We start from the raw sequence: 26,267 nt of genomic DNA on the forward strand, positions 1-26,267 counted from the left end.
CCGGTCACGGGGTGACGTCTGCGGTTCACACCCCCTGGGCACAATGGCCCATATGGCCTTCATGACCCCGCCCGCGCTCACCGTCGGCTTCGACCTCGACATGACCCTCATCGACTCCCGCCCCGGCATCCGGGCCTGCTATCAGGAGCTGTCCGAGCGGACGGGGACGTACATCGACGCCGATCTGGCGGTCACGCGGCTCGGGCCGCCGCTGGCCGAGGAGCTGATCAACTGGTTCCCGGCCGACGAGGTCGAGACCGTGGCGGACGTCTACCGGGAGATGTACCCGGCCATCGCGATCGCCGCGACCCCCGCGCTGCCCGGCGCGCGGGAGGCCATCGCGGCCGTACGGGAGGCCGGCGGACGCGCGATAGTCGTCACGGCCAAGTACGAGCCCAACGCCAAGCTGCACCTGGCCCACCTCGGCATCGAGCCCGATGCCGTCATCGGCGACCTGTGGGCCGAACAGAAGGCGGAGGCGCTGCGCGAGCACGACGCGGGTGTCTACGTCGGCGACCACGTCGGGGACGTGCGCGGCGCCCGGACGGCCGGCGCGCTGTCGGTCGCGGTGGCCACCGGCCCCTGCCCCGCGGAGGAACTGCGCACGGCGGGCGCGGACGTCGTCCTCACCGACCTGACGGAATTCCCCGGGTGGTTTTCGGACTACCGTCCCGCACGCGCCTGACGCCGACCGGCCGCCACGGAACGCAGTACTCCCGCGCCGGCGATCAGGAATCCGACCGCCATGAGCATGCTCAGGCCGAACATGTACGTCGGAAAGGGCGTCGTCCCCAGGAACAGCGGGGCGACCGTGACCAGTGTGGCCACGGCGCCGATGAAGAAGACGATGGCACCGGCACGGACCAGACGGTCACCGGGAGCGGCGGAATTCGTTTGGGTTTTGTCACGCACCCGACCAGGGTAGTTCCCAGCGCGAAGGAACAACCGGGTGACGTCTTGTCACCGGCCTGAAGAGCATTAGCCTTGGTACCGGCGGGTCGTACGACCCGCCCGAGTGCTATCAAGAGCCGTTTCCAGAAGCAGTTTTCCGACGAGTACGAGGACGAGGACAGACGTGCCTACCGGCAAGGTCAAGTGGTTCAACAGCGAGAAGGGCTTCGGCTTCCTCTCCCGCGACGACGGCGGTGACGTCTTCGTCCATTCCTCGGTCCTCCCCGCCGGAGTCGAGACGCTCAAGCCGGGACAGCGGGTGGAGTTCGGTGTCGTCGCCGGACAGCGCGGCGACCAGGCGCTGTCCCTGACGATTCTGGACCCGACCCCCTCGGTCGCGGCCGCGACCCGCAAGAAGCCGGACGAGCTCGCCTCCATCGTCCAGGACCTGACGACGCTCCTGGAGAACATCACGCCGATGCTGGAGCGGGGCCGCTACCCCGAGAAGACCGCCGGCAAGAAGATCGCGGGCCTGCTGCGCGCGGTCGCCGACCAATTGGACGTGTAGACCGGCTTGGACGCGTAGACCGCTTACGGGAATCGCAGTGCGTTCGGGCCGAGGGGCGGCACCAGTCCCTCGGCCGCAGCGCGTGTCAGCAGCCCGCGTACGGCGGCGTAACCGTCCTCGCCGAGGTCGGCGGTGAACTCGTTGACGTACAGCCCGATGTGCTGGTCGGCGACGGCCGGGTCCATCTCCTGGGCGTGCTCCATGACGTACGGCCGGGAGGCCTCGGGGTCGTCCCAGGCGGCGCGTACGGACGTCCGGATGGAGTCGGCCAGCAGCCGCAGCTTCTGCTCGCCCAGCGACCGCTTGGCGATGATCGCGCCCAGCGGGATCGGCAGCCCGGTGGTGTTCTCCCAGTGCTCGCCCATGTCGGCGAGCTTGTGCAGGCCGTAGTTCCGGTACGTGAAGCGCGCCTCGTGGATGACGAGCCCCGCGTCGACCTTCCCGTCCCGTACGGCCGGCATGATCTCGTGGAACGGCATGACGACGATCTCGCCGACCCCGTCGCCCAGCGTGTCCGCGGCCCACAGCCGGAACAGCAGATAGGCGGTGGACTTCTCACTGGGCACGGCGACCGTGCGGCCGGTGAGGTCGACGTCCGGCTCCCGCGTCAGCACCAGCGGCCCGCACCCCCGCCCCAGCGCACCCCCGCACGGCAGCAGGGCGTACTCGTCGAGGACGTAGGGCAGCACGGCGTACGACACCTTCAGCACGTCGAAGTCGCCGCGCTCGGCCATGCCGTTGGTGATGTCGATGTCGGCGAAGGTCACGTCGAAGGCGGGGGCGCCGGGGACGCGGCCGTGGGCCAGGGCGTCGAAGACGAAGGTGTCGTTCGGGCAGGGGGAGTAGGCGATCTTCAGCTGCTCACTGGTCATGCCGGTTCCAACTCTCCAGTACGGGCACGAGCTTCCCGAAGCCCTCGGTGAGGGCCGCGAGGGCGTCCGGGATACGCCAGGCGGCGCGGTCGCGCGGCCCGACGGGGTTGGAGATCGCCCGCACCTCCAGCACGGGCACCCCGTGCAGGGCAGCGGCCTCGGCCACCCCGAAGCCCTCCATGGCCTCGGCGAGGGCGGTGGGGTGACGTTTCCGGAGCGCGGCGGCCCGCTCGGCGGTCCCGGTCACGGTGGACACGGTGAGCACGGCCCCGCTCCGCGCCCCGACGGCGTCGCGGACCAGCCGTACGAGGTCCGCGGGCGGCTGATGCCGAACGCTCCCGAACCCGAGCTCGGTGACCGACACGAACCCGTCGGGCGTCTCGGCCCCCAGATCGGCCGCGACGATCTCATCGGCGACGACGAGCGATCCCACGCGCGCCTCGGGCAGAAACCCCCCACCGATCCCAGCGGAAACGACCAGGTCATAGGGCGTTCCCTGCAGGGCGGCAGCGGCAAGCACGGACCCGGTGGCCGCCCCGGCGAGCCCGGGCCCGACCCCAACGACGACAACGTCGATACCGCTGCCGCTGCTACCGCCGTGGGCAGTCGTTCCGCTGGGGCGGAACGGGTGGGCACGGCCTGCAGCGCCGAGCACCTCACCATCGGACCCCGACGGCAACGCCCCCACGGCAGCAACCACCGCGTCCCGCTCAACAGAAACGGCGGTGACGACAAGCACCCTGCCCAGCCCAGCGGCAGCGCCTACGCGTTCTTCTCCAGCTTGAAGTTCCACAGCCCCGACGCGTCCTTGTCGCCCTCCTTGATGGACACCAGCGTCGAGTCGCCCTGCGCCCCGTACTGCGCGTTGAAGAACACGCTGCCCGGAATGGTGCGGTACGTCTTCGTGCTGGAGTCGGTCAGCGGCTGACCGTTCATCAGGATCGTCCAGCCCTCGTCCGCGATCTCCGGGTCGACCCCGAAGCGCACGGTCTCGTCAGGGTCGACGGAGATGCTCTTGATGCCCTTGGCCTTCAGGCACTGGTTGAGATCGGACGGCTTCAGGGCATCGCCCTCGCCGCCACACGTGGCCTCGGAGTTCACCGAATCCTGGCCCACGGTGACCGTGGCCATCGGAGTCGGCTTGTCACAGGCCGAGAGGACGAGCAGTCCGGCGGACACGACGCCGGCGGCGGCGACGGCGCGGCGGCGTCGCACAGCGGATTGCAACCTGGTCATGGGCGAAGGCTATCTGGCCCACCGGCCGGACCGCCCACGCGGGGTACGGCGTGCCCGTCCGGCTAGCCGAGCGCAGCCGTACCCGTACGCCGAGCGCAGCCGTACCCCTACGCCACGCGCGGCCGACCCCTACGCCACGCGCGGCCGTGCCGCACCCCCGTGCCGGGCCGAGGAGATCAGCCCCCGTACGGTCGTCAGCCACCCCGTGCCGACGATCGCGGCGCCCACCGCCAGCCCCAGCGTGCCGTTGAGCGGCATCACGATGCCGACCGCCCCGCCCAGCACCCAGGCCATCTGCAGGAGCGTCTCGGAGCGCGCGAAGGCCGACGTGCGGACCAGTTCGGGCACGTCCCGCTGGATCAGCGCGTCGAGCGACAGCTTGGCCAGGGCCTGCGCGAAACCGGCGATCGCGGCCAGGCCCGCCACCAGGACCGCGCCGAAGAACAACGCGGCCGTGATCGCCGCGCCCATCACGCACGCCACGACCGTCACGATGATGATCTCCGGCGCCCGGGACCGGAGCCATGCCCCCACGGCCGTACCGAGCGCGTTGCCGACGCCCGCCGACACGCCCACTATCCCCAGGGAGACGGCGGCGCTCTGACCGGACATCGGGTGCTCGCGCAGCAGGAAGGCGAGGAAGAAGATCAGGAAGCCCGTGAGGCAGCGGATGGCGGCGTTGGCGGCCAGGGCGTGGGTGACGGCCGGGCCGACCGTGCGCAGCCCGGGGCGCTTGACGGGACGGCGGTGCGGCCCGTGCAGGTGCTCCTCGTCTGCGGCCAGCAGCGCGGTGTCCTCGCCCTTGGCGGAGTCGACCTTCGGCGGCAGCGTGAACGACAGGAACGTCCCTGCCACGAAGATCACGAAGGCGCCGTAGAGCGGCCAGCGCGGTCCGACCTGCTGGAGTCCGGCTCCGATCGGCGCGGCGATGCCGGTGGCGAGGAGCCCGCCGAGGGTCACGCGCGAGTTGGCCTTCACCAGGGAGAAGCCGGGCGGCAGCAGCCGGGGCACGACGGCGCTTCTGACCACCCCGTACGCCTTCGACGCGACGAGGACGCCGAGCGCCGCCGGATACAGCTGGATGCTGCCGCTGACGACCGCGCCGGACAGGATCAGCGCGAGCAGAGCCCGGGCCAGCATCGCCCCGGCCATCGCGGCCCGGCGGCCGTGCGGGAGGCGGTCGAGGAGCGGGCCGACCACCGGCGCGAGGAGGGTGAAGGGCGCCATGGTGATGGCGAGGTACAGCGCGACACGGCCGCGGGCCTCGTCGGTCGGTACGGAGAAGAACACCGTCGACGCGAGGGCGACGGTGATCATCACATCCCCGGCGCCGTTCACACCGTGCAGCTCGATCAGCTTGCCGAGGCCGGACTCGCCGGCGCCGTGCGCGTGGGTGGCCTTGCGGATGCCGCGGGCGGTCCCGGTGAACGGGAGGTGCAGGGCACGGCCGACCGCGCGGAGGGAGCCGCCCGGACGGCCCGGCCCGCTCAGTCGTCTGCTTCCCTTGACCCCTTTCGACCCACCGGTACCGGTGGCGCCCTGGGGCGTCCTCGCGGCTGCCACGACGTCATAGTGCCCCGAGATGGCAGTGGGTAGTGCCATTACCGCTTGTATAGGGCCTGTGGGGTGACTGTCCGGGTTGCGGGGACCCGGTCGGCACGGTGGTCCGGGGCGTCGGTCAGGACCGTCGGTGTACGCGAAGTGGGGCGGAAGGGTAGCGTGCGTATCTCAGCCATCCCGCAAAATGGATGAAGGACGTCGACGCGGTCCCCTGGTCCGCTCCGTCCGCCCCCTGCGCTGGGAGTGGCGCACACGTGAGACGGCGTATGGAGAGAAGCGATACCTGTGAGCGCAGCGACAACGCGAAGCCGCACCCCTGACCGTCTGTGCGCCGAGGCCGTCGACCTCGCCCGCGCCGCAGCCGAGGAGGCCGCGGCACCAGGAATCGTCGGCGAGCACGTGGAGCTGGTCTCCGAAGGGGATCGCGTCGTCACGCACTTCTTCGAGTGCAAGGAGCTCGGGTACCGGGGCTGGCGCTGGGCCGTGACGGTGGCCCGGGCGTCCCGGGCGAAGATCGTCACGGTGGACGAGGCGGTGCTGCTGCCCGGGCCGGACGCGGTGCTCGCGCCCGAGTGGGTGCCGTGGAGCGAGCGGCTGCGCCCCGGCGACATGGGTCCGGGCGACCTGCTGCCCACGGACGCCGAGGACCTTCGCCTTGAGCCCGGCTGGACCGGCGAGGACGAACCGCCGCCGAACTCCGTCGTCTCCGACGAGATGGCGGCCCTGGCGGAGGCCGAGGACGCGGAGGTCACGGCGGGGCCCCTGGCCGTCCCCGCCCGCGGTTCGATCGCGGCGGTGGCCGAGGAACTCGGCGTGCGCCGTGCCCGGGTGCTGTCCCGCTACGGCCTGCACATCGCCGCCGACCGCTGGGAGGAAGCCTTCGGTCCCAAGACCCCGATGGCGCAGGCGGCCCCCGCCGCCTGCGTGAGCTGCGGCTTCCTGCTCCGCATCGGGGGCTCCCTGGGCCAGGCCTTCGGCGTGTGCGCCAACGAGTTCTCCCCGGCCGACGGCCGCGTCGTCTCCCTGGCCTACGGCTGCGGCGGCCACTCCGAGGCGGCGGTCATGCCGAAGCCGCCACAGCCGGCCCCGCCGGTCATCGACGAGACCCGCGTGGACCCGTTCCCCCTCCGCCCGGCCTCGGACTCGGGCTCGGTGCCGGTGACGGCGGACGAGGACACGGAGGAACTGGGCCACTCGTAGGCGTGTCCCCGCCCGGCCGTCGAACGGACTCGGACTACTCGTCCGTGAAGATGTCGTCGGCTGAGAGGGCCGTGGCGGCACGGCAGAGCCAGCGGGCTGAGCGTGTCGAGGTCATCACAGCCGGTGATGCGGGCGCGGGCCTCGTCAGGTACGTCGATGCCGCGGGCCGCCAGGACGGTCAGAACGTCTTTGGCGGCCCGCCAGGACGGTCAGAACGTCTTTGGCGGCCCGCCGCATCTCACCTTCGGCCCGCCCTTCGTCGCGGATTTCTTCCGCGATGAACGACTTGTAGAAGGAGAGTTCCACTATTCGTCCGCGAAGATCTCTTCGGCGGTCGGGGCGGTGGCGGAGCGGATGAGCCACTGGTCCAGAACTTCGGAGTCGTCGCAGCTTGTGATCCGCTCGCGGACCTGGTCGGGGACGTGGATGCCGCGCGCTTCCAGGACGGTCAGCACGTCTTTGGCCGCACGTCGCATCTCACCCTCTGCGCGGATTTCCTCTGAGATGTACGACTTGTAGAAGGACAGGTCCACGGCCACCAGGGTGCGGCGGTACGGCAGTCGCGGCAGTGGCCGGGTCCGGGGGCGCGGAAGGCGCGGTCGCAGCCGTCGCAGGTCTGGAATGGGTGCCGGGCGATCGGCGGGGGTGCGGGTGTGCGGAACGGGGGCGGTGGCGGTAGTTGGGCTGTGAGGCGGTGGGCCAGGAGGGCGGCCGGGCGGCGTGGGCCTTCGGGTGGCAGGTCGGTGGTCAGGGCGTCTCGTACGGCCGTGGGGGTGACGTCGCGCTCCAGCCAGGCGGCGACGCCGGGGGCGAGGTGGGCGGTGTCGCAGGCGGAGAGGAGCAAACGGGCGTCGTGGCGGCGGAGGTGGGGTTTGGTGAGGTTCTTTCACCGTTGTGCTTCTTGGGAAGACCGCCCGCGGCACCGGAGCGCGGGCGGTCGGGTTCCGGTGGCGCGGCGGTACGAAGGAGGGGTACGGCATGACGGTCGAGGTGGAGGCGGGGCGGCTCAGGACCGAGGCGGATGAGCCGGGGTGGGAGGTGGATCCCGACGACGAGTGGGGCGTCGCGGTCATCGCCACCGTCGGGCGGCAGCTCAAGCTGCGGCGGGAGGCGGTGGGGATCCGGGCCGCCGAGTTCGGGACGGCCGTCGGGTGCGGCGAGGACATGGTCTACAAGATCGAGGGCGGGAAGCGGATCCCTCGCCAGGAGTATCTGGTCAAGGCCGACGAGGTGTTGGGCGCGGGTGGGCTCATCGCGGCGACGTGGGAGGACGTCAGGAAGGTCCGGTATCCGAAGAAGGTGCGGGACTTGGCGCAGATGGAGGCCAAAGCGGTCGAGCTTCAGCTCTACGACCCGCTGAGCATCCACGGCCTGTTGCAGACGCCGGAGTACGCACGGGGGCTGCTCCTGATGCGGCGTCCGGCGTACACCGAGGAGGAGGTGGAGCGGTTCATCGCGGCGCGCGTGGCCCGCAAGGCCGTCTTCGAACGGGATCCGGCGCCCGAGATCAGCTTCGTCCTGGAGGAGTGGACGCTGCGGCGCCCCCTGGGAGGCAGGGCGGTGTTGCGCCGCCTGCTGGAACACCTGCTTGAGGCGGGGCAGTTGCGGAACGTCGAGCTTCAGGTGATGCCGATGGAGCGCGAGGAGCACGCCGGTGTGGACGGTGGCATCGAGGTGCTGAAGTTCGAGGACGGTTCGGCGGTGGGTCGTTCGCCAGTGGTGGCCAACGGCAGGCCGGTCTCCGAGCCGAGGCAGCTCCGTATCCTGGAACTGCGGTACGGCATCATCCGGGCGCAGGCTCTCACTCCACGTGAGTCGACGGCCTTCATCGAGCAACTGCTGGGGGAAACATGATCCGCAACATAGATCTGGTGTGGTTCAAGAGCAGCTACAGCAGTGGCAGCGAGGGCGACTCCTGCGTGGAGATCGCCACCACCCCCGCCACCGTCCACATCCGCGACTCCAAGCAGACCGAAGGTCCCCGGCTCGCCGTCACCTCCGCCGCATGGGCGGATTTCGTGACGTTCGCCTCCGGGAGCTGAACCGGGGCCGGACGGCGCGCGCAGCCCCGCGTCCCAGGCGGTACCTTCGTCCTCTCGTCGATGAGGAGAAGGAACGTGAGCAGCAAGTTCGTGCGGCCCGCCGCCGAGGGTGCCGATCCGTTCGGTACGGCACGTCTGCGGCGTGGCGTGCTGGACGCGTGGGCCACCAGCCCCGCCCGGTTCCGTGAGGACGCCAACGCCGAGGAGGATCTCGTCCTCGGCGGGTACCGGGACCGGCTCGTCGTCGAGCTCGCGCAGAACGCCGCCGACGCGGCGGCCCGGGCGGGCGTGCCGGGGCGGTTGCGGCTCACCCTGCGGGACGGGGTTCTCGTCGCCGCCAACACCGGCGCCCCGCTGGACGCGGCCGGGGTCGAGTCGCTGTCCACGCTGCGCGCGTCCGCGAAGCGGGAGACCCACGAGCAGGCCGTCGGACGGTTCGGCGTCGGGTTCGCCGCCGTCCTCGCCGTGACCGACGAGCCCGCCGTCGTCGGCCGGCACGGCGGCGTGCGGTGGTCGCTGGCCGAGGCCCGTGAGCTGGCCGCCGAGACCGCCCGGCACAGCCCCGGCCTCGGGGACGAGGTCCGGCGGCGCGACGGTCACGTACCGCTGCTGCGGCTGCCGTTCGCCGCCGAGGGCACCGCCCCCGACCCGTACGACACCGCCGTCATCCTGCCGCTGCGGGACGCGGCCGCCGCCGACCTCGCGGAGCGCCTGCTGCGGGCGGTCGACGACGCGCTCCTGCTCACCCTCGCCGGTCTCGAAGAGGTCGTCGTCGAGATCGACGGCGAGAGCCCCCGGACGATCTCCCGCCGCACCGACGGCCCCTTCACCGTCGTCGACGACTCCGGCGACGGCGTCACCTACTGGCGCACCGCCGCCGCCCACGGCCCTCTCACCCCCGAGCTGCTCACCGGCCGCCCCGTCGAGGAGCGGCTGCGCCCCCACTGGTCGGTCACCTGGGCCGTGCCCGTGGACTCCGACGGCAGCCCGGCCCGGCCCCGCACCAGCCCGGTCGTGCACGCCCCCACCCCCAGCGACGAGCCGCTCGGCGTCCCCGCCCTGCTCATCGCCTCGTTCCCGCTGGACTCGACCCGCCGGCACGCCGCCCCCGGCCCGCTGACCGACTTCCTGATCCAGCGCGCGGCCGACTCCTACGCCGGACTCCTCGACGAGTGGCGGCCGGTGACGGCGGGGCTCATCGACCTCGTGCCCGGGCCGCTCGGCAAGGGCGAGCTGGACGGCGCCCTGCGCCGGGCGATCCTGGAGCGGCTGCCGCGCACGTCGTTCCTGCCGCCCGCCGTCGAGCGCCGCGAGCACGACGGCGACGAGCTGCCCGAGTCGCTGCGGCCCCGGGACGCCGAGGTCGTCGAGGGCGCGGGCGGGGACACGGTGCGGGTGCTCGCCGAGGTGCTGCCCACGCTGCTGCCCGCAGGTCTCGAACGCCGGGCGGAGCTGCGTACCCTGGGCGTCGCCCGGGTGCCGCTGACCGACGCGATCGACCGGCTGGCCGGGCTGGAGAAGGAGCCCGGCTGGTGGCGTCGGCTCTACGACAGCCTGGCCGGGGTCGACCCGGACCGGCTGTCGGGCCTGCCGGTGCCGCTCGCGGACGGCCGTACGACGATCGGGCCCCGGCAGGTGCTGCTGCCCAGCCCCGACGCCACCGGGATCGACCCGGAGACCCTGGCCCGACTCGGACTGAAGGTCGCCCACCCGGACGCCGCGCACCCGATCCTGGAGAAGCTGGGCGCCCTGCCCGCGACCCCGCGCGCCGTGCTCACCACCCCGCAGGTCAGGGCCGCCGTCGCCGCCTCGCTCGACGACGAGGGCGGCGCGCTGTGGGAGGAGGACACCCTCGACGCGGAGGAACTGGCCGACACCGTACTCGCGTTGGTGCGGGACGCCGGCCTGGAGCCCGGTGACGAGCCCTGGCTCGGCGCGCTCGCCCTGCCCGACGAGGACGGCGAACCAGCCCCCGCCTGTGAACTCGTCTTCCCCGGCGGCCCGTTCGCCCAGGTCATGCGCGAGGGCGAACTGGCCGCGGTGGACGCCGAGCTGGCCTCGAAGTGGGGCGAGCAGCCGCTGGCGGCCTGCGGGGTGCTGGTGAACTTCGCGCTCGTCCGTGCCACCGACGTCGTCCTCGACCCCGACGAACTGGAGCCGCGCGAGGGCGACTTCGCCGAGCCCGACGACCCGGGCCTGCTGGACGCGGTCGACGTGTGGGCGGAGGACATCCTCGACCGTTTCCCGGACAGCCCGGTGCCGCCGGTCGCCACCGAGATCGTCGCCGTACGGGATCTGGACCTGGTCGACGAGGACAAGTGGTCCCAGGCCCTGTCCCTGCTGTCGCAGCCGCCCCTGCGGGACGCGATCGTGCAGCCCGTGCGCGTCCTGCTGCCGGACGGCACGCACGAGGTCGTACGGCCGCACACGGCGTGGTGGCTGCGCGGGAACCCGGTGCTCGACGGCCGCCGCCCGGCCGGTCTGCGGTCCGCCGGCGGCGACCCGCTGCTGCGCGGCCTGTACGAGGAGGCCGACGCGACCGGCTTCGATGACGAGCAGGTGCTGCGGGCCCTGGGCGTGCGGACGTCGGTCGCCGCGCTGCTGGACGAGCCGGGCGGCGCCGCCGAGCTCCTCGACCGGCTCGCCGACCCGGAGCGCGAGGTGACGGACGCCCAACTGCACGCGCTGTACGGGGCGCTGGCCGAGCTGGACCCGGAGCAGGTGACCCTGCCGGACGAGCTGCGTGCCGTCATCGACGGCCGGGTGGAGGTCGTGGACGCGGCCGACGCCGTGGTGTGCGACTCACCGGATCTGCTGCCCTTCACGGCGGGCGTCCCGCTGCTGCCGGTGCGCCCGTCCCGGGCCGCCGAACTGGCCGAACTCTTCCAGGTGCGGCGCCTGAGCGAGTCGGTCACCGGGCAGGTCACCTCCGAGGGCACCGAACACGACGTCCCGGACTCCGTCCGCGTCCTGCTCGGCCCCCGCACCCCGTCCTCCTACATCGAGCACGAGGAACTCGTCGTCGACGGCGTGGAGATCGACTGGCGGCTCACCGACGACGGTGTCCTGCACGCCGCCACCCTGGAGGGCGTCGCCGCGGGGCTCGCCTGGGCGGCGGGGCAGTGGCCGCGGCGGTTCGAGGTGGCGGCGCTGCTGGAGGATCCGTCGCGGACGGAGGAACTGGCGCGGGACCGGTGGTTCGACTGAAGCGCGCGGTGGCGTTTGGCTGTTCGGTGAAAATCTCCGCACAAATTTTTCACCTGTCGTACAACCATGCGCTTGGTTCGTGGATCTGATCACCTGAGTCAACAGACTCCACGATCACTTGGGCCCCAGGAGCCGACGACGAGCGCCGGGGCCCCTCTCCACCTGGAGAACGCATGCGTATCCGAGCCACTGTGGCCGCCGTCACCGGTGCCCTGGCCCTCTCCGCCCTGGCCGTCCCCGCCGCGCAGGCGGACGACCACATGCCGAACCTGGCCTCGATGGTCCCCTCCACCTCGAAGGCCACGCCGTTCGCGGCCGCCGGCCCGACGGACGAGGGCGAGGGCGACACGAAGATCACGAGCGTGACCGTCAACGGCGGCAAGAACATCGTCGTCGGCACGACCGTCAAGAAGTCCTTCACCGTCTCCGTGACGGCCACCGACCCGGAGGGCATCTACGACGCCTACCCCGTCCTGTGGCACGGCACGAACCCGGACAACGCCGACGGGGCGCTCGTCCCGGAGAGCCTGGACCAGGAGTTCGTCGGCGACTGCGCCAACTCCAGTGCCACCACCGCCACCTGCAAGGTGACGATCGTCGCCGACCCGGCCGTGGACCTCTACAGCAACATCCTGGCCGGCACCTGGAAGGTGTGGGTCGGCGCGGTCGGCAACGACGGTGACTACATCATCCGCGACGCCTACAAGACCGCCAAGGTCCAGCGTGCCTCGAAGCTGACGGTCAACGCCTCCCCGGAGCCGGTGGCCAAGGGCAAGACCATCACCGTCACCGGCAAGCTGTCCCGGGCCAACTGGGAGGACCACAAGTACCACGGCTACACCAACCAGCCGGTGAAGCTCCAGTTCCGCACGAAGGGGTCCGACACCTACTCCACGGTGAAGACCATCACCTCCAACAGCACGGGTGAGCTGAAGACCACCGTCAAGGCCGCCACCGACGGCTACTTCCGCTACTCCTTCGCGGGCACGACGACCACCCCGGCCGTCAACGCCACGGGTGACTTCGTCGACGTGCGCTAACACCGTCCCGCACGACACAGACGACACCGCCGGCCCCGGAATCCGTTCCGGGACCGGCGGTTCCGTACGTCTCCCGTCCCTCAAGTCTCATGCTTAGGTCAAACATTGGGGATGCGGCGGCAAAAACGGAACCGGGCGTACAACTTGTTCCCGGGCTCGTGGATCTGATCATCCGAGTCAAGAGACTCCTAGATCACTTCTCCACCTGGGGAACACATGCGCATCCGAGCCACCGTGGCCGCCGTCACCGGCGCCCTGGCCCTCTCCGCCCTCGTCGTTCCGGCCGCGCAGGCCGCCGACGCGCCGTCCGGCAAGGCGGCCTTCAGCTCCGCCTCCGCCGACGCCGACTCGGGCACCACCGCGTCGACCCTCGACGTCACCTTCTCCGACGTCAAGGTCAACAGCGGCAAGAACATCGTCGTCGGCACCACCAACGTGGTCAGCTTCCCGGTCACCTACACCGTGACCCACGCCGCGGACCTCGACACCAGCTCGGACAACTTCGCCACCGGCCCGCTGATCTACCACGGCTCCTCGCTGGACACCGCGGACAACGTCTTCATCAGCGACGACCCGGCCACCTGCACCGCCGCCTCGTCGACCGTCCTCAACTGCAAGGGCGTGATCAACATCCGCCCGGCCGACGGCGACCTGTGGAACTCCGACGCCGGCACCTGGGGCGCCGGCGCCCTCGCCGTCACCAGCAACGGCGACCAGAAGGAGCAGGGCGGCCTGGGCACCACCAAGGTCCAGCGCTACTCCAAGCTGACCGTCAACGCCGGTCCCGAGCCCGTCTACAAGGGCAAGACCATCACGTCCACCGGCAAGCTGTCCCGGGCCAACTGGGAGGACAACGCCTACCACGGCTACACCAACCAGCCGGTCAAGCTCCAGTTCCGCAAGGCGGGCACCAGCACGTACACCACGATCAAGACGGTGTACTCCGACCAGTACGGCAACCTGAAGGCCACCGCCACCGCCCAGTACGACGGCTACTGGCGCTTCAGCTTCGCCGGCACGACGACCACCCCGGCGGTCAACGCCACGGGCGACTACGTCGACGTGAAGTAAAGAAACTCAAGGGGCGCGGGGAACCGCGCGCCCAGCCCCCACGGTGCTAAGCGGTAAAGCGGCGGTCCACCCACCTCCACAGGAGTTCCAGGGCGGCCGCCGCCACCACCGCGATGCCGACCGCCAGCCACGGCATGGTCATCCCGACCAGCTTCAGCGCGAAGAAGTGCTGGAGCCACGGCACCACCAGCACCAGCAGAAACGCCCCGGCCATCGCCGCCACCAGCGCGACACGCCACCAGGTATACGGGCGGGCGATGATCGCCAGGACCCACATCGAGATGAGGAACAGCGTGAGCGTCGCGGCACTGGTCTCCGCGTCCAGCGCGCCCGCGCCCGTGTAGCGCTCCCGGGCGATCAGATACGTCGCGAAGGTCGCCAGCGCGGCCACCGCCCCGCCCGGGATCGCGTACCGCATCACCCGCCGCACGAAGTTCGGCTTCGCGCGTTCCTTGTTGGGCGCGAGCGCGAGGAAGAAGGCCGGGACGCCGATCGTCAGGGTCGACAGCAGCGTCAGGTGACGCGGCAGGAACGGGTACTCGACCTGCGAGCAGACCACCAGGATCGCCAGCAGCACCGAGTAGACCGTCTTGACGAGGAACAGGGTCGCGACCCGCGTGATGTTGCCGATGACCCGGCGGCCCTCCGCCACCACCGACGGCAGCGTCGCGAAGCTGTTGTTCAGCAGCACGATCTGCGCGACCGCCCGGGTCGCCTCCGAGCCGGAGCCCATCGCGACGCCGATGTCGGCGTCCTTCAGGGCGAGGACGTCGTTCACCCCGTCGCCCGTCATCGCGACCGTGTGCCCGCGGGACTGCAGCGCGCCCACCATGTTCCGCTTCTGCTGCGGGGTGACCCGCCCGAAGACCGTGCCGTCGTCGAGGGCCTCGGCCATCCCCTCCTGCTCGGCGGGCAGCCGGCGCGCGTCCACCGTGGCGCCGGACAGCCCCAGCTTGGCCGCGACCGCGCCGACCGACACCGCGTTGTCGCCGGAGATGACCTTGGCGGCCACGTTCTGGTCGGCGAAGTAGCGCAGCGTGTCGGCCGCGTCCGGCCGCAGCCGCTGCTCCAGAACCACCAGCGCGACGGGCTTCGCTCCCTCGGCGACCTCCGGGTCGTCGAGGTCCCGGTCGACCCGGGCGAGCAGCAGGACCCGCAGGCCCTGCTCGTTCAGCCGCCCCGTCTCGGCGAGGGCCGGGTCCTCGTCGGGGAGCAGCACGTCCGGCGCCCCGAGCAGCCAGGTGCTGCTCTCCCCGTCGGCCTCGGCGAACGCGGCGCCGCTGTACTTGCGGGCGGAGGAGAACGGCAGCGCCTGGGTGCAGCGCCAGTCCTCGGTGGCCGGGTAGGTGTCGATGATCGCCTTGAGCGAGGCGTTCGGCCGGGGATCGGACTGGCCGAGAGCGCCGAGCACCCGGCGTACGTACGTCTCGTCGGCGCCCTGTAGGGGCCGCAGCTCGGTGACGTCCATGCCGCCCTCGGTGAGGGTGCCGGTCTTGTCGAGGCAGACCGTGTCGACCCGGGCCAGCCCCTCGATCGCGGGCAGCTCCTGGACGAGGCACTGCTTGCGGCCCAGGCGGATGACGCCGATGGCGAAGGCCACCGAGGTGAGCAGGACCAGCCCCTCGGGGACCATCGGGACGATGCCGCCGACCGTGCGGGCGACGGAGTCGTCGAAGGCGTTCTCCTTCACGAACAGCTGGCTGATGATCAGCCCGATCGCGGTCGGGACCATCATCCACGTGACGTACTTGAGGATCGTGGAGATGCCGGAGCGCAGTTCCGACTGGACGAGGGTGAACCGGGACGCCTCCTCCGCGAGCTGCGCGGCGTACGCCTCCCGGCCGACCTTCGTCGCCTGGAAGGCCCCGCCGCCCGCGACCACGAAGCTGCCGGACATCACCTGGTCGCCGGGGCGTTTGACGACCGGGTCCGCCTCGCCGGTGAGCAGCGACTCGTCGATCTCCAGCCCGTCGGCCTCGGCACAGACGCCGTCGACGACGACCTTGTCACCGGGCCCGATCTCGATCAGGTCGTCGAGGACGATCTCGGACGTGCTGACCTGCCCGGAGGTTCCGTCCCGGCGGACGGTGGGACGCACCTCGCCGATCAGCGCGAGCGAGTCCAGCGTCTTCTTCGCCCGCCACTCCTGGACGATCCCGATCCCGGTGTTGGCGAGGATCACGAAGCCGAACAGGCTGTCCTGGATCGGCGCGACGAACAGCATGATCAGCCACAGCACCCCGATGATCGCGTTGAAGCGGGTGAAGACGTTCGCGCGGACGATGTCGACGGTGGAGCGGCTGCTGCGCACCGGCACGTCGTTGACCTGGCCGCGCTCCACCCGCTCGGCGACCTGAGCCGAGGTCAGGCCGGTCTCGCGTGAGGTGACCGTCACCGGCCGGGCGGAGTCGGGCCGGGCACCCGCGTCGAGATGCGTCATGCATTCGACGGTACGTGCGGTTTTGCCGCTTCACCTGCCGAATGCGGAGAAGATCCGACCTGGGGACGACGGACGTCGTGCCCTGGTCGTACGGCAGTTGTACGCCCTCCGATCCCCGTCGGACCCCGGTGCCACCCGCGGGGTCAGTTCGCCCGGCGCGCGGTGAACAGCAGGTACTCCCACTCCAGGACGGTCCCGCCCCCGCCCGTGCTCAGATCGCTCTCACGGGCGAGGTCCGCCAGGTCGCGGTCCAGAGCGGCGGTGCGCTCGGGGTCGCCGGCGATGTTCTTGTAGACGGTGATCGTGGGGCCGTAGCGCTCCTTGAAGTAGTCGCGGAACGCCTCGGGTGTCTCCCGCACGTCCGTGATCCGGTCGCCGAAGAGGGCGCGCACATGGTCCTCGTCCCCCCACAGCGGGGGCGGCTGCGCGCCCGGCGGGGGCGGCGGCGCGTACGGCTTCAGGATGGCGAACATCCGGCCGATGAAGCCCTGCGGCGTCCAGCTCAGCAGGCCGATGGTGCCGCCCGGACGGCAGACCCGGACGAGTTCGCCGGCGGCCTGCTGGTGGTGCGGGGCGAACATCACCCCGACGCAGGACAGCACGGTGTCGAACTCCGCGTCACCGAAGGGCAGCGCCTCGGCGTCGGCCTCCTGCCAGCTCAGCTCCACGCCCTGTTTCCCGGCCGACTGTCGGCCGGCCTCGAAGAGCTCCGGGGTCAGGTCCGAGGCGACCACGTCCGCGCCGGCCAGGGCCGCCGGGATCGCGGCGTTGCCGCTGCCGGCGCCCACGTCCAGCACCCGCTGGCCGGAGCGCACCCCGCACGCCTCGACCAGCACCGCCCCGAGATCGGGGATGACTTCGGCGGCAAGGGACGGGTAGTCGCCCTGTGCCCACATCGCCCGGTGCTTGGCCTTCAGGGCCCGGTCGGCCTCTGCCGCGCTGTCCTGCGTCGTCATGGCTGCGCTCCTCACCGGCGGGGCGGTGGCCGCGACGATTTCGGGCGTTTCGCCGCCTCTCTCCGAGCGTAGGGAGGGGACGGCTGCGTGTCTCGCCGGGGAGCGGGCAGGAACGTGCCTACTCGGCCGGCGGAGTCGCCGTCCCTCCGGCCGGTGGAGTCGCCGTCCCTCCGGCCGGTGGAGTGGCCGTCACCTCGTGCTGGGCCGCCGCCCGCTTGATCGCGGCCTCGCGCCTGCGGACGTACCAGATGCCGATCAGGCCCAGACCGCCGCCGGCCAGGCAGGTCCACACCCACCACGTGTGGCCGTGGTCGTCGAACCAGCCGTAGAAGGGGAGCTGGACCAGGAAGAGGACGAACCAGAGGATCGTGCCGCCGGTGACGGTGGCGACCACGGGGCCCTCCAGGGGCTCCGGCGCCTCGTGTCTGGGGGTCCATTTCGCCATGGGGACAGCTTACGAGGCGATCAGGTCTACGCGCGCAGATGTGCGATCACGGCCTTATATGTTCATACTGAAACGGTTTGTGTCTGATCACTTCTCTTCGTAGGAAACACCAAACACATGTCCTCCTCGGCTCCCGCCAAGGTCCCCGCCCCTGAACAGCCGGGAGCCGGGCTCACGTACGGCGCACTCGACCGCTTCTTCCGGATCTCCGAGCGGGGCAGCACGCTGTCCCGCGAGGTCCGGGGCGGCCTCGCCACCTTCTTCGCGATGGCCTACATCATCGTGCTGAACCCGATCATCCTCGGCAGCGCCAAGGACATGTACGGTCACCAGCTCGACAACGGACAGCTGGTCACCGCGACGGCCCTCACGGCCGCGCTCACCACCCTCCTCATGGGCGTCATCGGTAACGTGCCGATCGCGCTCGCCGCCGGCCTCGGGGTGAACTCCGTCGTCGCCCTCCAGCTCGCCCCGCGCATGTCCTGGCCGGACGCGATGGGCATGGTGGTCCTCGCCGGGTTCGTGGTCATGCTGCTGGTCGCCACGGGTCTGCGCGAGCGCGTGATGAACGCCGTCCCCTACGGGCTGCGCAAGGCCATCTCCATCGGCATCGGGCTGTTCATCATGCTGATCGGTCTCGTCGACGCCGGTTTTGTCTCCCGTATCCCGGACGCCGCCCAGACCACCGTCCCGCTCCAGCTCGGCGGCGACGGCCACCTCGACGGCTGGCCGGTCCTGGTCTTCGTCCTGGGCGTGCTGCTCACGCTCGCCCTGATCGTGCGCAAGGTCTCCGGCGCGATCCTGATCTCGATCGTCGCCATGACGGTCGTGGCCGTGGTCATCGAGGCCGTGACCAAGGTGCCGAGCTGGGGTCTCACCACCCCGAAGTGGCCCGGCAACCCGGTCGCCAGTCCAGACTTCGGGCTGGTCGGTCAGGTCAGCCTGTTCGGCGGCTTCGAGAAGGTCGGGGTGCTGACCGGTGTGCTGTTCGTCTTCACCGTGCTGCTGTCGTGCTTCTTCGACGCGATGGGCACGATCATGGGCGTCTCGGACGAGGCGAAGCTGACCGATGCGCAGGGGCAGATGCCCGGCATCAACAAGGTGCTGTTCGTCGACGGTCTCGCGGTCGCCGCGGGCGGTGCCAGCTCCTCCTCGGCGACCACCGCCTTCGTCGAGTCCACGGCCGGTGTCGGCGAGGGCGCCCGGACCGGCCTCGCGAACGTCGTCACCGGCGGTCTCTTCGCCGCCGCCCTCTTCCTGACGCCGGTCGCCACGATGGTGCCGTCCCAGGCGGCCACCCCCGCCCTGCTCGCGGTCGGCTTCCTGATCCTGGCCGGCTCGGTCAAGGAGATCGACTGGGCGGACCACACGATCGCCATCCCGGCCTTCGTGACGATGCTGATGATGCCGTTCACGTACTCGATCACCAACGGCATCGGCATGGGCTTCGTCACCTTCGTGGTGCTGCGGCTGGCGGCCGGGCGGGGCAAGGAGGTGCCGACGGCGATGTACGCGGTGGCGGCGGTGTTCGCGTTCTACTACCTGATGCCGGCGCTGGGTCTGACCTGATCCTGGTCCTCGTCGCCCGGGTCGGGTGACCCGTAGAACCTCTCCGTCTCCTCGACGGCGGCCTGGAAACGCTGGTCGAAGTCATCGCGAATGAGCGTCCGGACGACATAGTCCTGGACGCTCATTCCCCTTTTCGCGGCTTGGTGCCGGAGCCGCTCAAGCAGCTCGTGGTCTATTCGCAGGCTGAGCACGGTGGTCCCCATGCCCATGAGGGTCGCGGCACCGTTCGGTCCGGTGTGTCCTCTTCCGCAGCCGGATCACCCATATGGGTGATGTCACGGTTCAGTGGCCAGGGTCACGGGCATTCACGCGCGCCCCGGGTGGTATTTAGCGAGAGTAATGAGTTACGCTAAAGAACATGCCGGACCTCAGCCATGGCGACGACGTAGCCGCCGTGAACTCCCTCCGATCCGCCGTGATGCGGCTGTCCCGTCGGCTCAAGCACCAGCGGGTCGACGAGTCGCTCAGCCCCACCGAGATGTCGGTGCTCGGCACCCTGTCCCTGTGCGGCAGGGCCACTCCGGGCGAGCTCGCCCGCAAGGAGCATGTCCAGCCGCCCTCGATGACCCGCATCGTGGCGCTGCTGGAGTCCAAGGGACTGGTCCGTCTGGAGCCGCACCCCGAGGACCGGCGCCAGAAGGTCGTGACGCGCACCGAGCAGGCCGAGGCGATGCTCGAGGAGAGCCGCCGCAAGCGGAACGCGTTCCTGGCCGCATTGGTGGAAAACCTCGACGAGGACGAGTGGGCGAAACTGCGCGCCGCCGCCCCCGTGCTGGAGAAACTCGCGCATCTGTAAGCCGTACGTCGCAAGGAGGCGAACCCTTTGAGTTCGGGACCCGGAGCAGCTTCCGCCCCCGCACCTGATCCCCACGACTCCCCGCCCACCTCCGACACCCGCCCCTGCGAGGCCACCCGGCCGGTCCGCAAGTCGTCGATGTTCTCCTCCCTGAAGGTCAGGAACTACCGCCTGTTCTTCATGGGACAGGTCGTCTCCAACATCGGCACCTGGATGCAGCGCATCGCCCAGGACTGGCTGGTCCTCAGCCTCACCGGCTCCTCCGCGGCCGTCGGCATAACGACGGCACTCCAGTTCCTGCCGATGCTGCTCTTCGGCCTCTACGGCGGTGTCCTCGTCGACCGGCTGCGCAAGCGCCCCACCCTGCTCGTCACCCAGTCGGCGATGGCCCTCACGGCCCTCGCCCTCGCCGCCGCCGTCCTCACCGGCCACGTCCAGGTGTGGCACGTGTACGTCGCCGCCTTCGCGGTCGGTCTCGCCACGGTGGTCGACAACCCGGCCCGGCAGTCCTTCGTCTCCGAGCTGGTCGGCCCGGGGCAGCTGCAGAACGCGGTCAGCCTGAACTCGGCGAACTTCCAGTCCGCCCGCCTGGTCGGCCCCGCCGTCGCGGGCATACTGATCACCGGCGTCGGCACCGGCTACGCGTTCCTCTTCAACGGCCTGTCCTTCATCGCGCCGCTCACCGGCCTGCTGCTGATGCGCGCCCGCGAACTGCACGCCGTCGAGCGCGCCCCGCGCGGCAAGGGGCAGCTGCGGGAAGGCGTGCGGTACGTCACCGGCCGTCCGGAGCTGATCTGGCCGATCGTCCTGGTCGGGTTCGTCGGCACCTTCGCCTTCAACTTCCCCGTCTACCTCTCGGCCTTCGCGGACGACGTGTTCCACGCGGGCGCGGGTGCCTACAGCATGTTCAACACGCTGATGGCGGTCGGCTCCGTCGCCGGCGCCCTGCTCGCCGCCCGGCGCGGCACGGCCCGGCTGCGGCTGCTGATCGCGGCGGCCATGGTCTTCGGCGCGCTGGAGATACTGGCGGCGACCACCCCCGCCCTGTGGATGTTCGCCCTGCTCATGGTCCCGCTGGGCCTGTTCGGCATGACGGTCAACGTCACGACGAACACCAGCATCCAGATGTCCACGGACCCGGCCATGCGCGGCCGTGTCATGGCCCTCTACATGATGGTCTTCCTCGGTGGCTCCCCGGTCGGCGCGCCGATCGTCGGCTGGATCACCGACACGTACGGCGCCCGGGTCGGCCTCGCGTCCGGCGGTGCCGTCGCGGCCGTCGCCGCGGCCGTGATCGGCCTGATCCTGGCCCGCGTCGGCAACCTCCGCCTGTCGGTCGGCTGGCACCACGGCCACCCACGGGTGGGGTTCGTTCCCCGGGAGCGGCAGGAGGAACTGGCTCCGGCGGCGTAGGGCGGCGTGGCGCGTGCCCGGCCGGGAGGCTCACACCCTCCTGGCCAGCAGCTGGCCCGGCCAGTTGTTCTCGCCGACCGTGAAGGCCTCGGTCCGGGTGAAGCCGTTGGCCTCGTAGTAGCGGACGAGCTTGCCGTCGTCGCCGGCGTAACAGTCGACCCGCAACAGGTCCACTCCTGCCCGCCGGGTCACCTCGGCGGCGTGCGTGAGGAGCGCGCTGCCCACGCCGTGGCCCTTGAAGCGGCGGTCGGAGGCGAGCCAGTGGATGTACCGCTCGGGCTCGCCGGGCCGCGCGAGGTGGGACAGGTAGGCGCCGGGCGAGTCGGTGAGGGTGAGGGTGGCGGCGGGGACGCCGTCGGCATCGGCCATGAACACGCTGCCCTCGTCCATGTACCGGCCGACCGACTCCACCGTCTTCGGGCTCTGGGACAGGGGTTTCGTCCCCCACTGCCCCGTGCGCCCCTGCGAGACCAGCCACTCCACACAGCTGTCGAGCATGCCGAGTATCGCGGGAATGTCGTCGGGACCGCCTTCTCTGATGGTGATCTCCATGGCCTCATGGTGCCAGGGTGGGACCATGAGACTCTTCGCCGCCGTGCTCCCCCCTGACGGGGTGATCCGCGAACTCGGTGCCGTGGTGGACGCCTTGCACAAGCTGCCCGGGGCGGACGGCCTGCGGTGGACCGGCCGCCCGGGCTGGCACTTCACCCTCGCCTTCTACGGCGAGGTCGACGACGGGCTCCTGCCGGAGCTGTCGGGCAGGCTGGAGCGTGCGGCCCGCCGTACCGATCCTTTCCCGCTCGCCGTGCGGGGCGGCGGTCAGTTCGGGCACGGGCGTGCCCTGTGGGCCGGGGCAGAGGGGGACCTGGCGACCCTGCGGCTGCTGGCCGAGCGGGCGGAGGCGGCGGCGCGCCGGGCGGGCGTGGTGATGGGGGAGCACCGGCGGTACAAGCCGCACCTCACGCTGGCGCGCAGCCGGGACGCGGTCGAGGTGCGGGCGTACCTCGAGGCGCTCGACGCGTTCGTGAGCCGGACCTGGACCGTGCGGGAGCTGGTACTGGTGCGGAGCAATCTGCCGACCTCGGGGGTCGCGGGGGAGCAGCCCCGCTACGAGGCGGTCGGCCGCTGGCCTCTCGGCGGCGCCGGTTAGGCTCGGGGCGTGGACCCGAAGACCCGCAACCGGATCATGGCCGGTGTGCTCGTGCTGATGTTTTGTGTTGTCGCCTTGGCTTCCGTGCTTGGGAAGTAGCGCGGTGGGGGAACTGCGGGCCGCCGTTTTTCGGCTGCGGGCCGGTGGGGGCTTGTCGCGCAGTTCCCCGCGCCCCTGAAAAGAAGGGCGTCTACCAGGCGAAGGCCTCCGGTGACGGCCCCGGGCCCGGGAAGATTTCGTCCAGGCCAGTCAGGAGTTCCTCGGAGAGGTCCAGCTCGGACGCGCGGACCGCGGAGGCGAGCTGCTCGGCCGTGCGGGGGCCGACGATCGGGCCGGTCACACCGGGGCGGGTGAGCAGCCAGGCCAGCGCGGCCTCGCCGGGCTCGATGCCGTGCTTGTCGAGCAGATCCTCGTAGGACTGGATCTGCGCGCGGGTGGCCGGGTCGTTGAGCGCGTCGGCCGCGCGGCCGGAGGCGCGGCGCTTGCCCTCGACCTCCTTCTTGAGGACACCGCCCAGCAGACCGCCGTGCAGCGGTGACCAGGGGATGACGCCGAGGCCGTAGTCCTGCGCGGCCGGGATGACCTCCATCTCGGCGCGCCGCTCCGCGAGGTTGTACAGGCACTGCTCGCTCACCAGCCCGATGGTCCCGCCCCGCCGGGCGGCGATCTCGTTGGCCTGGGCGATCTTGTAGCCGGGGAAGTTCGACGACCCGACGTAGAGAATCTTGCCCTGCTGGACCAGGACGTCGATCGCCTGCCAGATCTCCTCGAAGGGCGTGTTCCGGTCGATGTGGTGGAACTGGTAGACGTCGATGTAGTCGGTCTGTAGCCGCTTGAGGCTGGCGTCCACGGCCCGTCGGATGTTGAGCGCGGAGAGCTTGTCGTGGTTGGGCCAGGCCGGGCCGTCGGCGCCCATGTTGCCGTACACCTTCGTGGCGAGGACGACCTTGTCGCGCCGCCCCTCGCCCTTGGCGAACCAGGTGCCGATGATGCTCTCGGTACGGCCCTTGTTCTCACCCCAGCCGTAGACGTTGGCGGTGTCGAAGAAGTTGATGCCCGCGTCCAGCGCCGCGTCCATGATGGCGTGGCTGTCGGCCTCGTCGGTCTGCGGGCCGAAGTTCATGGTGCCGAGGACGAGCCGGCTGACCTTGAGTCCCGTGCGTCCGAGCTGCGTGTACTTCATGCTGCCCAAGCCAACGTGTTGAAGTGCGCTCCAAGCAAGCACGCGTTGAGCTCGAGGGGGCCCGGACGTCAGTCGCGGGGGAACTCGTCGGTCTTGAGGACGAGGTCGGCCACGGTGTCGGTGAGGTCGATGTCGGTGCCGAAGTCGACCTTGGTCCTCACGGCGTAGTCGCCGTCTTTGGGATGGGTGTAGATGTAGCACCGGCCCTGGTAAGGGTCGGCGATGAGGTAGACGGGCACTTCGGCGGTGGCGTAGGCGGCCTTCTTCGGGCCGGACGCGGCAGCCGCGTGGGCGCTCGACCGGCTCCCCGCCGGGCACCGGCACGCCCTCGCCCGCGTCCGGGCCGTCTACCTGACCCGGATGATCACCGAGAGTTACTCCTCGTAGGGCTCGCCCAGGTCCCAGGCCTGGTACATCGCCTCGGCGAAGGCCGCCGCGATCTTGTGCTCGCCGCTGTCGTTGGGGTGGGTGCCGTCGTAGGTGTCGGTGTCGATGTCGTACGACGATGGGGACGAGGCCAGGAGGACGGGCGAGCCGGGCTCGTCGAGGTCGGCGGCCGTCTTGGCCAGCAGTTCGTTGAAGCGGGCGACCTCGGCGGCGAAGGCCGGGTCGGACTGGGCCCGTACGTTCGGGGTCACCGGCAGCCACACCATCCGCACCCGCCGGTTCGCCGCGCGGGCCTCGGCGGCGAAGGCCCTCACGTTCTCGGCGGTCTGCTCGGCGTTGGTGTAGAAGCCCAGGTCGATCAGGCCGAGGGAGACCAGGAGGACATCCGCGCGGCACGACCGCACGGCCTCGCCGATCAACGGCGCCATGTGCAGCCACCCCTCGCCCCAGCCGGCCAGGTGGGCCCGCGGGAAGTCCGGGTCGGCGTACGCGTACGACGTCGCGGCGTCGGCCAACTTGTCGTGCAGCGTCTCGCGCGGACCGACGAGGGTGAAGGGCCCGCCGTAGGAACGGCGCAGGTGCTGCCACATCCGGTAGCGCCACGTGTGTTCGCCCGCGCTCCCGATGGTCATGGAGTCACCGACGGGCATGAACCTGAGCATCCGCTCATCATGAACGATCAGAACGCCGGACGGGGTGTGAGTCGGGCCACGCGCTGTGTGCTGGGGGCTGGTCATTCGGGCTCCGGCTGCTTCAGAACCAGGCCGGTGGCAGAGTGAGCCGGATGATCGGACGCCTGTACACCGTTGTCATCGACTGCCCCGACCCGGATGAACTCGCCGGTTTCTACGAGAAGTTGCTGTCGCTCTCACGGCAGGCGGACACCGGCGACTTCGTCGTGCTCCAGAACGCGGCGGGCACCCCGGTGGTCGCTTTCCAGCGGGTGGACGACTATCGCGCGCCGCGGTGGACGGACTCCGCGCGCCCCCCGCACATGCACCTCGACGTGATGGTCGCGAACCTCGATACGGCTGAGGTCCAAGTGCTCGCCCTCGGTGCGAGGCTGCTGGACGGTTCGGACAAGCCGATCGGTTACCGCGTCTACGAGGACCCCGTCGGCCATCCCTTCTGCCTGATCACTCCCGAGGGAGCCTGACCTTGCCAGGTGAGGCCCGGCGTCTTCTGAGAACCGGAACCCCAGCTGGTCTCCCCGTGATCCGTTACCGGCGATGAACCGCGGAGCGGGATGGCAGGCTTAAGGGCATGCGCCGACCGTTCGCCATCCTCGCCGCGGCCCTGCTCGTGGGCGCCTTCGCCGTGCCCGCCTCCGCCGCCGACGGCGACGAGGACTTCACGATCAAGGATCCGCGCATCACCGAGTCCAGCGGTCTGGCCGCGTCCCGGCTCCACCCCGGCATCTACTGGACGCACAACGACAGCGACGACGGCCCGTACATCTACGCCGTCGACAGCAGGACGGGCGAGACCGTCGCCCGTCTCACCCTCACCGGCGTCGGCACGCCCCGGGACGTCGAGGCCATCTCCGTCGGCCCGGGCAACCGGATCTACGTCGGCGACATCGGCGACAACCTCGGCGGCAGCTGGCCCCACGTGTGGATCTACGAGCTGCCCGAGCCGAAGACGCTGAAGGACCAGACGATCCGGGCCACGCAGTACGTCGTGAAGTACTCCGACGGGGCCCGCGACGCCGAGTCCCTCGTCGTGCACCCGAAGACCGGCCGGGTCTACATCGTCGACAAGAACGAGAAGGGCGGGCACCTGTACGAGGGGCCCGCCGAGCTCTCCGCGTCCGGCACGAACGTCTTCCGGCCCGTCGCCGCCGTGCCCGACCTGGAGGCCACCGACGCCACGCTCTCCCCGGACGGCGAACACCTCGTCGTACGCAGCTACTTCGGCGCGATCGCGTACGACTGGAACGGCGGGAAGATCAAGCGGAAGGAGCGGCTCGGCGTGCCGTTCCTCGGGCAGGGGGAGTCCGTCACCTACACCGCCGACGGGACGCGGCTCATGTACGGCGCCGAGGGGGCCGACAGCTCGGTGGAGGGACAGGACGCGCCCGGCGGCTCCGGATCCTCGTCCGGCAGCGGGAGCCCGGCCGCGGAGGGCGAAGACGGCAGCGGCGACGGGCTCGACGGCAACCTCAAGACCGGCGCCATCGCCGTGGCCGTGGCCTGCGCGGCCCTGCTCGGTCTGCGCGGGCTGAGGCGACGGAAGTAGCAG

Annotated in this window: 28 protein-coding genes and 2 pseudogenes; 14 read left to right on the forward strand and 16 right to left on the reverse strand. The window is 70.9% G+C overall.

What is annotated here, in order from left to right:
* The first annotated feature begins 43 nt into the window (after window positions 1-43).
* Window positions 44-685: an HAD family hydrolase gene (locus tag ACIBL4_RS32420; protein ID WP_399415328.1), complete on the forward strand. Its 642-nt coding sequence runs from the start codon at window positions 44-46 to the stop codon at window positions 683-685.
* Here the strand turns inward: ACIBL4_RS32420 and ACIBL4_RS32425 are convergent.
* Complete coding sequence (locus ACIBL4_RS32425) at window positions 664-912, reverse strand: hypothetical protein (RefSeq protein ID WP_399415329.1); 249 nt, start codon at window positions 910-912, stop codon at window positions 664-666. The genes ACIBL4_RS32420 and ACIBL4_RS32425 overlap by 22 nt on opposite strands.
* A gap of 163 nt (window positions 913-1,075) precedes the next feature.
* On the opposite strand from ACIBL4_RS32425, the gene ACIBL4_RS32430 reads away from it, so the two are divergent.
* The gene (locus ACIBL4_RS32430) at window positions 1,076-1,459 is read left to right on the forward strand and encodes a cold-shock protein (RefSeq protein WP_010035896.1); all 384 of its coding nucleotides are present in this window, start codon (window positions 1,076-1,078) and stop codon (window positions 1,457-1,459) included.
* A 23-nt stretch (window positions 1,460-1,482) separates the two neighbouring features.
* On the opposite strand, the gene ACIBL4_RS32435 is transcribed toward ACIBL4_RS32430, so the two are convergent.
* From ACIBL4_RS32435 to ACIBL4_RS32450, 4 genes are all read right to left on the reverse strand, one after another.
* Window positions 1,483-2,331 (reverse strand): 1,4-dihydroxy-6-naphthoate synthase, encoded by an 849-nt coding sequence (locus ACIBL4_RS32435; protein ID WP_399415330.1) that lies wholly within the window; start codon window positions 2,329-2,331, stop codon window positions 1,483-1,485.
* Window positions 2,321-3,070, reverse strand: coding sequence for a futalosine hydrolase (locus tag ACIBL4_RS32440; RefSeq protein ID WP_399415331.1), 750 nt, complete (start codon window positions 3,068-3,070; stop codon window positions 2,321-2,323). Before ACIBL4_RS32440 ends, ACIBL4_RS32435 begins: the two co-directional genes overlap by 11 nt.
* Before the next feature lie 23 nt (window positions 3,071-3,093).
* A complete protein-coding gene (locus ACIBL4_RS32445) occupies window positions 3,094-3,567 on the reverse strand; it encodes a DUF2771 domain-containing protein (RefSeq protein ID WP_356926263.1) in 474 nt (157 codons plus the stop codon).
* Between the two features lie 129 nt (window positions 3,568-3,696).
* Window positions 3,697-5,130 (reverse strand): MFS transporter, encoded by a 1,434-nt coding sequence (locus ACIBL4_RS32450; RefSeq protein WP_399415332.1) that lies wholly within the window; start codon window positions 5,128-5,130, stop codon window positions 3,697-3,699.
* 282 nt (window positions 5,131-5,412) lie between these two features.
* On the opposite strand from ACIBL4_RS32450, the gene ACIBL4_RS32455 reads away from it, so the two are divergent.
* Window positions 5,413-6,327, forward strand: a complete 915-nt coding sequence (locus ACIBL4_RS32455) for a DUF3027 domain-containing protein (RefSeq protein WP_399415333.1) — start codon at window positions 5,413-5,415, stop codon at window positions 6,325-6,327.
* Between the two features lie 144 nt (window positions 6,328-6,471).
* On the opposite strand, the gene ACIBL4_RS32460 is transcribed toward ACIBL4_RS32455, so the two are convergent.
* The 3 genes and pseudogenes from ACIBL4_RS32460 to ACIBL4_RS32470 all read right to left on the reverse strand — a co-directional run.
* Window positions 6,472-6,633 carry a hypothetical protein gene (locus tag ACIBL4_RS32460; protein ID WP_399415334.1) on the reverse strand — a complete coding sequence of 54 codons (162 nt, stop codon included), beginning with the start codon at window positions 6,631-6,633 and terminating at the stop codon, window positions 6,472-6,474.
* Window positions 6,633-6,860 carry a hypothetical protein gene (locus ACIBL4_RS32465; RefSeq protein WP_399415335.1) on the reverse strand — a complete coding sequence of 76 codons (228 nt, stop codon included), beginning with the start codon at window positions 6,858-6,860 and terminating at the stop codon, window positions 6,633-6,635. The genes ACIBL4_RS32460 and ACIBL4_RS32465 overlap by 1 nt, the downstream gene beginning before the upstream one ends.
* A gap of 17 nt (window positions 6,861-6,877) precedes the next feature.
* Window positions 6,878-7,192, reverse strand: a pseudogene (locus ACIBL4_RS32470) (helix-turn-helix domain-containing protein); the annotation flags it as partial.
* A gap of 113 nt (window positions 7,193-7,305) precedes the next feature.
* On the opposite strand from ACIBL4_RS32470, the gene ACIBL4_RS32475 reads away from it, so the two are divergent.
* From ACIBL4_RS32475 to ACIBL4_RS32495, 5 genes are all read left to right on the forward strand, one after another.
* Window positions 7,306-8,181, forward strand: coding sequence for a helix-turn-helix domain-containing protein (locus ACIBL4_RS32475; protein ID WP_399415336.1), 876 nt, complete (start codon window positions 7,306-7,308; stop codon window positions 8,179-8,181).
* On the forward strand, window positions 8,178-8,369 hold the full coding sequence (locus ACIBL4_RS32480; RefSeq protein ID WP_399415337.1) for a DUF397 domain-containing protein: 192 nt from the start codon (window positions 8,178-8,180) through the stop codon (window positions 8,367-8,369). The genes ACIBL4_RS32475 and ACIBL4_RS32480 overlap by 4 nt, the downstream gene beginning before the upstream one ends.
* Window positions 8,370-8,429: 60 nt before the next feature.
* A complete protein-coding gene (locus tag ACIBL4_RS32485; protein WP_399415338.1) occupies window positions 8,430-11,576 on the forward strand; it encodes a sacsin N-terminal ATP-binding-like domain-containing protein in 3,147 nt (1,048 codons plus the stop codon).
* 173 nt (window positions 11,577-11,749) lie between these two features.
* Window positions 11,750-12,616 (forward strand): calcium-binding protein, encoded by an 867-nt coding sequence (locus ACIBL4_RS32490; RefSeq protein WP_399415339.1) that lies wholly within the window; start codon window positions 11,750-11,752, stop codon window positions 12,614-12,616.
* Window positions 12,617-12,832: 216 nt separating this feature from the next.
* Window positions 12,833-13,687, forward strand: coding sequence for a hypothetical protein (locus tag ACIBL4_RS32495; RefSeq protein WP_399415340.1), 855 nt, complete (start codon window positions 12,833-12,835; stop codon window positions 13,685-13,687).
* A 46-nt stretch (window positions 13,688-13,733) separates the two neighbouring features.
* On the opposite strand, the gene ACIBL4_RS32500 is transcribed toward ACIBL4_RS32495, so the two are convergent.
* The 3 genes from ACIBL4_RS32500 to ACIBL4_RS32510 all read right to left on the reverse strand — a co-directional run bounded on the left by ACIBL4_RS32500 (window position 13,734) and on the right by ACIBL4_RS32510 (window position 17,528).
* Window positions 13,734-16,127 carry an HAD-IC family P-type ATPase gene (locus ACIBL4_RS32500; RefSeq protein ID WP_399415341.1) on the reverse strand — a complete coding sequence of 798 codons (2,394 nt, stop codon included), beginning with the start codon at window positions 16,125-16,127 and terminating at the stop codon, window positions 13,734-13,736.
* 143 nt (window positions 16,128-16,270) lie between these two features.
* Entirely contained in the window at window positions 16,271-17,083 is an 813-nt protein-coding gene (locus ACIBL4_RS32505; RefSeq protein WP_399415342.1) for a class I SAM-dependent methyltransferase, read from the reverse strand.
* A gap of 118 nt (window positions 17,084-17,201) precedes the next feature.
* A complete protein-coding gene (locus ACIBL4_RS32510; RefSeq protein WP_399415343.1) occupies window positions 17,202-17,528 on the reverse strand; it encodes a DUF2530 domain-containing protein in 327 nt (108 codons plus the stop codon).
* Between the two features lie 117 nt (window positions 17,529-17,645).
* Between ACIBL4_RS32510 and ACIBL4_RS32515 the strand changes: the two genes are divergently transcribed.
* A complete protein-coding gene (locus tag ACIBL4_RS32515) occupies window positions 17,646-19,097 on the forward strand; it encodes an NCS2 family permease (protein WP_399415344.1) in 1,452 nt (483 codons plus the stop codon).
* On the opposite strand, the gene ACIBL4_RS32520 is transcribed toward ACIBL4_RS32515, so the two are convergent.
* Window positions 19,067-19,300 carry a ribbon-helix-helix protein, CopG family gene (locus ACIBL4_RS32520; RefSeq protein WP_399415345.1) on the reverse strand — a complete coding sequence of 78 codons (234 nt, stop codon included), beginning with the start codon at window positions 19,298-19,300 and terminating at the stop codon, window positions 19,067-19,069. The two genes, ACIBL4_RS32515 and ACIBL4_RS32520, sit on opposite strands and share 31 nt — an antisense overlap.
* 155 nt (window positions 19,301-19,455) lie before the next feature.
* On the opposite strand from ACIBL4_RS32520, the gene ACIBL4_RS32525 reads away from it, so the two are divergent.
* Entirely contained in the window at window positions 19,456-19,893 is a 438-nt protein-coding gene (locus ACIBL4_RS32525; protein ID WP_399415346.1) for a MarR family winged helix-turn-helix transcriptional regulator, read from the forward strand.
* A 27-nt stretch (window positions 19,894-19,920) separates the two neighbouring features.
* Window positions 19,921-21,306: an MFS transporter gene (locus ACIBL4_RS32530; protein ID WP_399415347.1), complete on the forward strand. Its 1,386-nt coding sequence runs from the start codon at window positions 19,921-19,923 to the stop codon at window positions 21,304-21,306.
* A gap of 30 nt (window positions 21,307-21,336) precedes the next feature.
* Here the strand turns inward: ACIBL4_RS32530 and ACIBL4_RS32535 are convergent, their stop codons facing one another.
* Window positions 21,337-21,858 carry a GNAT family N-acetyltransferase gene (locus ACIBL4_RS32535; protein WP_399415348.1) on the reverse strand — a complete coding sequence of 174 codons (522 nt, stop codon included), beginning with the start codon at window positions 21,856-21,858 and terminating at the stop codon, window positions 21,337-21,339.
* A gap of 25 nt (window positions 21,859-21,883) precedes the next feature.
* Between ACIBL4_RS32535 and thpR the strand changes: the two genes are divergently transcribed.
* Window positions 21,884-22,456, forward strand: a complete 573-nt coding sequence (gene thpR / locus ACIBL4_RS32540) for an RNA 2',3'-cyclic phosphodiesterase (RefSeq protein ID WP_399415349.1) — start codon at window positions 21,884-21,886, stop codon at window positions 22,454-22,456.
* Window positions 22,457-22,646: 190 nt separating this feature from the next.
* On the opposite strand, the gene ACIBL4_RS32545 is transcribed toward thpR, so the two are convergent.
* The 3 genes and pseudogenes from ACIBL4_RS32545 to ACIBL4_RS32555 form a co-directional block, all read right to left on the reverse strand.
* Window positions 22,647-23,639: an aldo/keto reductase gene (locus ACIBL4_RS32545; protein WP_399415350.1), complete on the reverse strand. Its 993-nt coding sequence runs from the start codon at window positions 23,637-23,639 to the stop codon at window positions 22,647-22,649.
* Between the two features lie 68 nt (window positions 23,640-23,707).
* Window positions 23,708-23,938 (reverse strand): annotated as a pseudogene (locus tag ACIBL4_RS32550) (Uma2 family endonuclease); the annotation flags it as partial.
* 75 nt (window positions 23,939-24,013) lie between these two features.
* The gene (locus ACIBL4_RS32555) at window positions 24,014-24,688 is read right to left on the reverse strand and encodes a GDSL-type esterase/lipase family protein (protein WP_399415351.1); all 675 of its coding nucleotides are present in this window, start codon (window positions 24,686-24,688) and stop codon (window positions 24,014-24,016) included.
* Window positions 24,689-24,810: 122 nt separating this feature from the next.
* Between ACIBL4_RS32555 and ACIBL4_RS32560 the strand changes: the two genes are divergently transcribed.
* Together ACIBL4_RS32560 and ACIBL4_RS32565 are read left to right on the forward strand one after the other, a co-directional pair.
* Window positions 24,811-25,182, forward strand: coding sequence for a VOC family protein (locus ACIBL4_RS32560; RefSeq protein WP_399415352.1), 372 nt, complete (start codon window positions 24,811-24,813; stop codon window positions 25,180-25,182).
* 107 nt (window positions 25,183-25,289) lie between these two features.
* A complete protein-coding gene (locus ACIBL4_RS32565) occupies window positions 25,290-26,264 on the forward strand; it encodes a WD40 repeat domain-containing protein (protein ID WP_399415353.1) in 975 nt (324 codons plus the stop codon).
* Window positions 26,265-26,267 lie beyond the last annotated feature (3 nt).

It is taken from the genome of Streptomyces sp. NPDC050416, assembly GCF_044458845.1.
GTDB lineage: Bacteria > Actinomycetota > Actinomycetes > Streptomycetales > Streptomycetaceae > Streptomyces.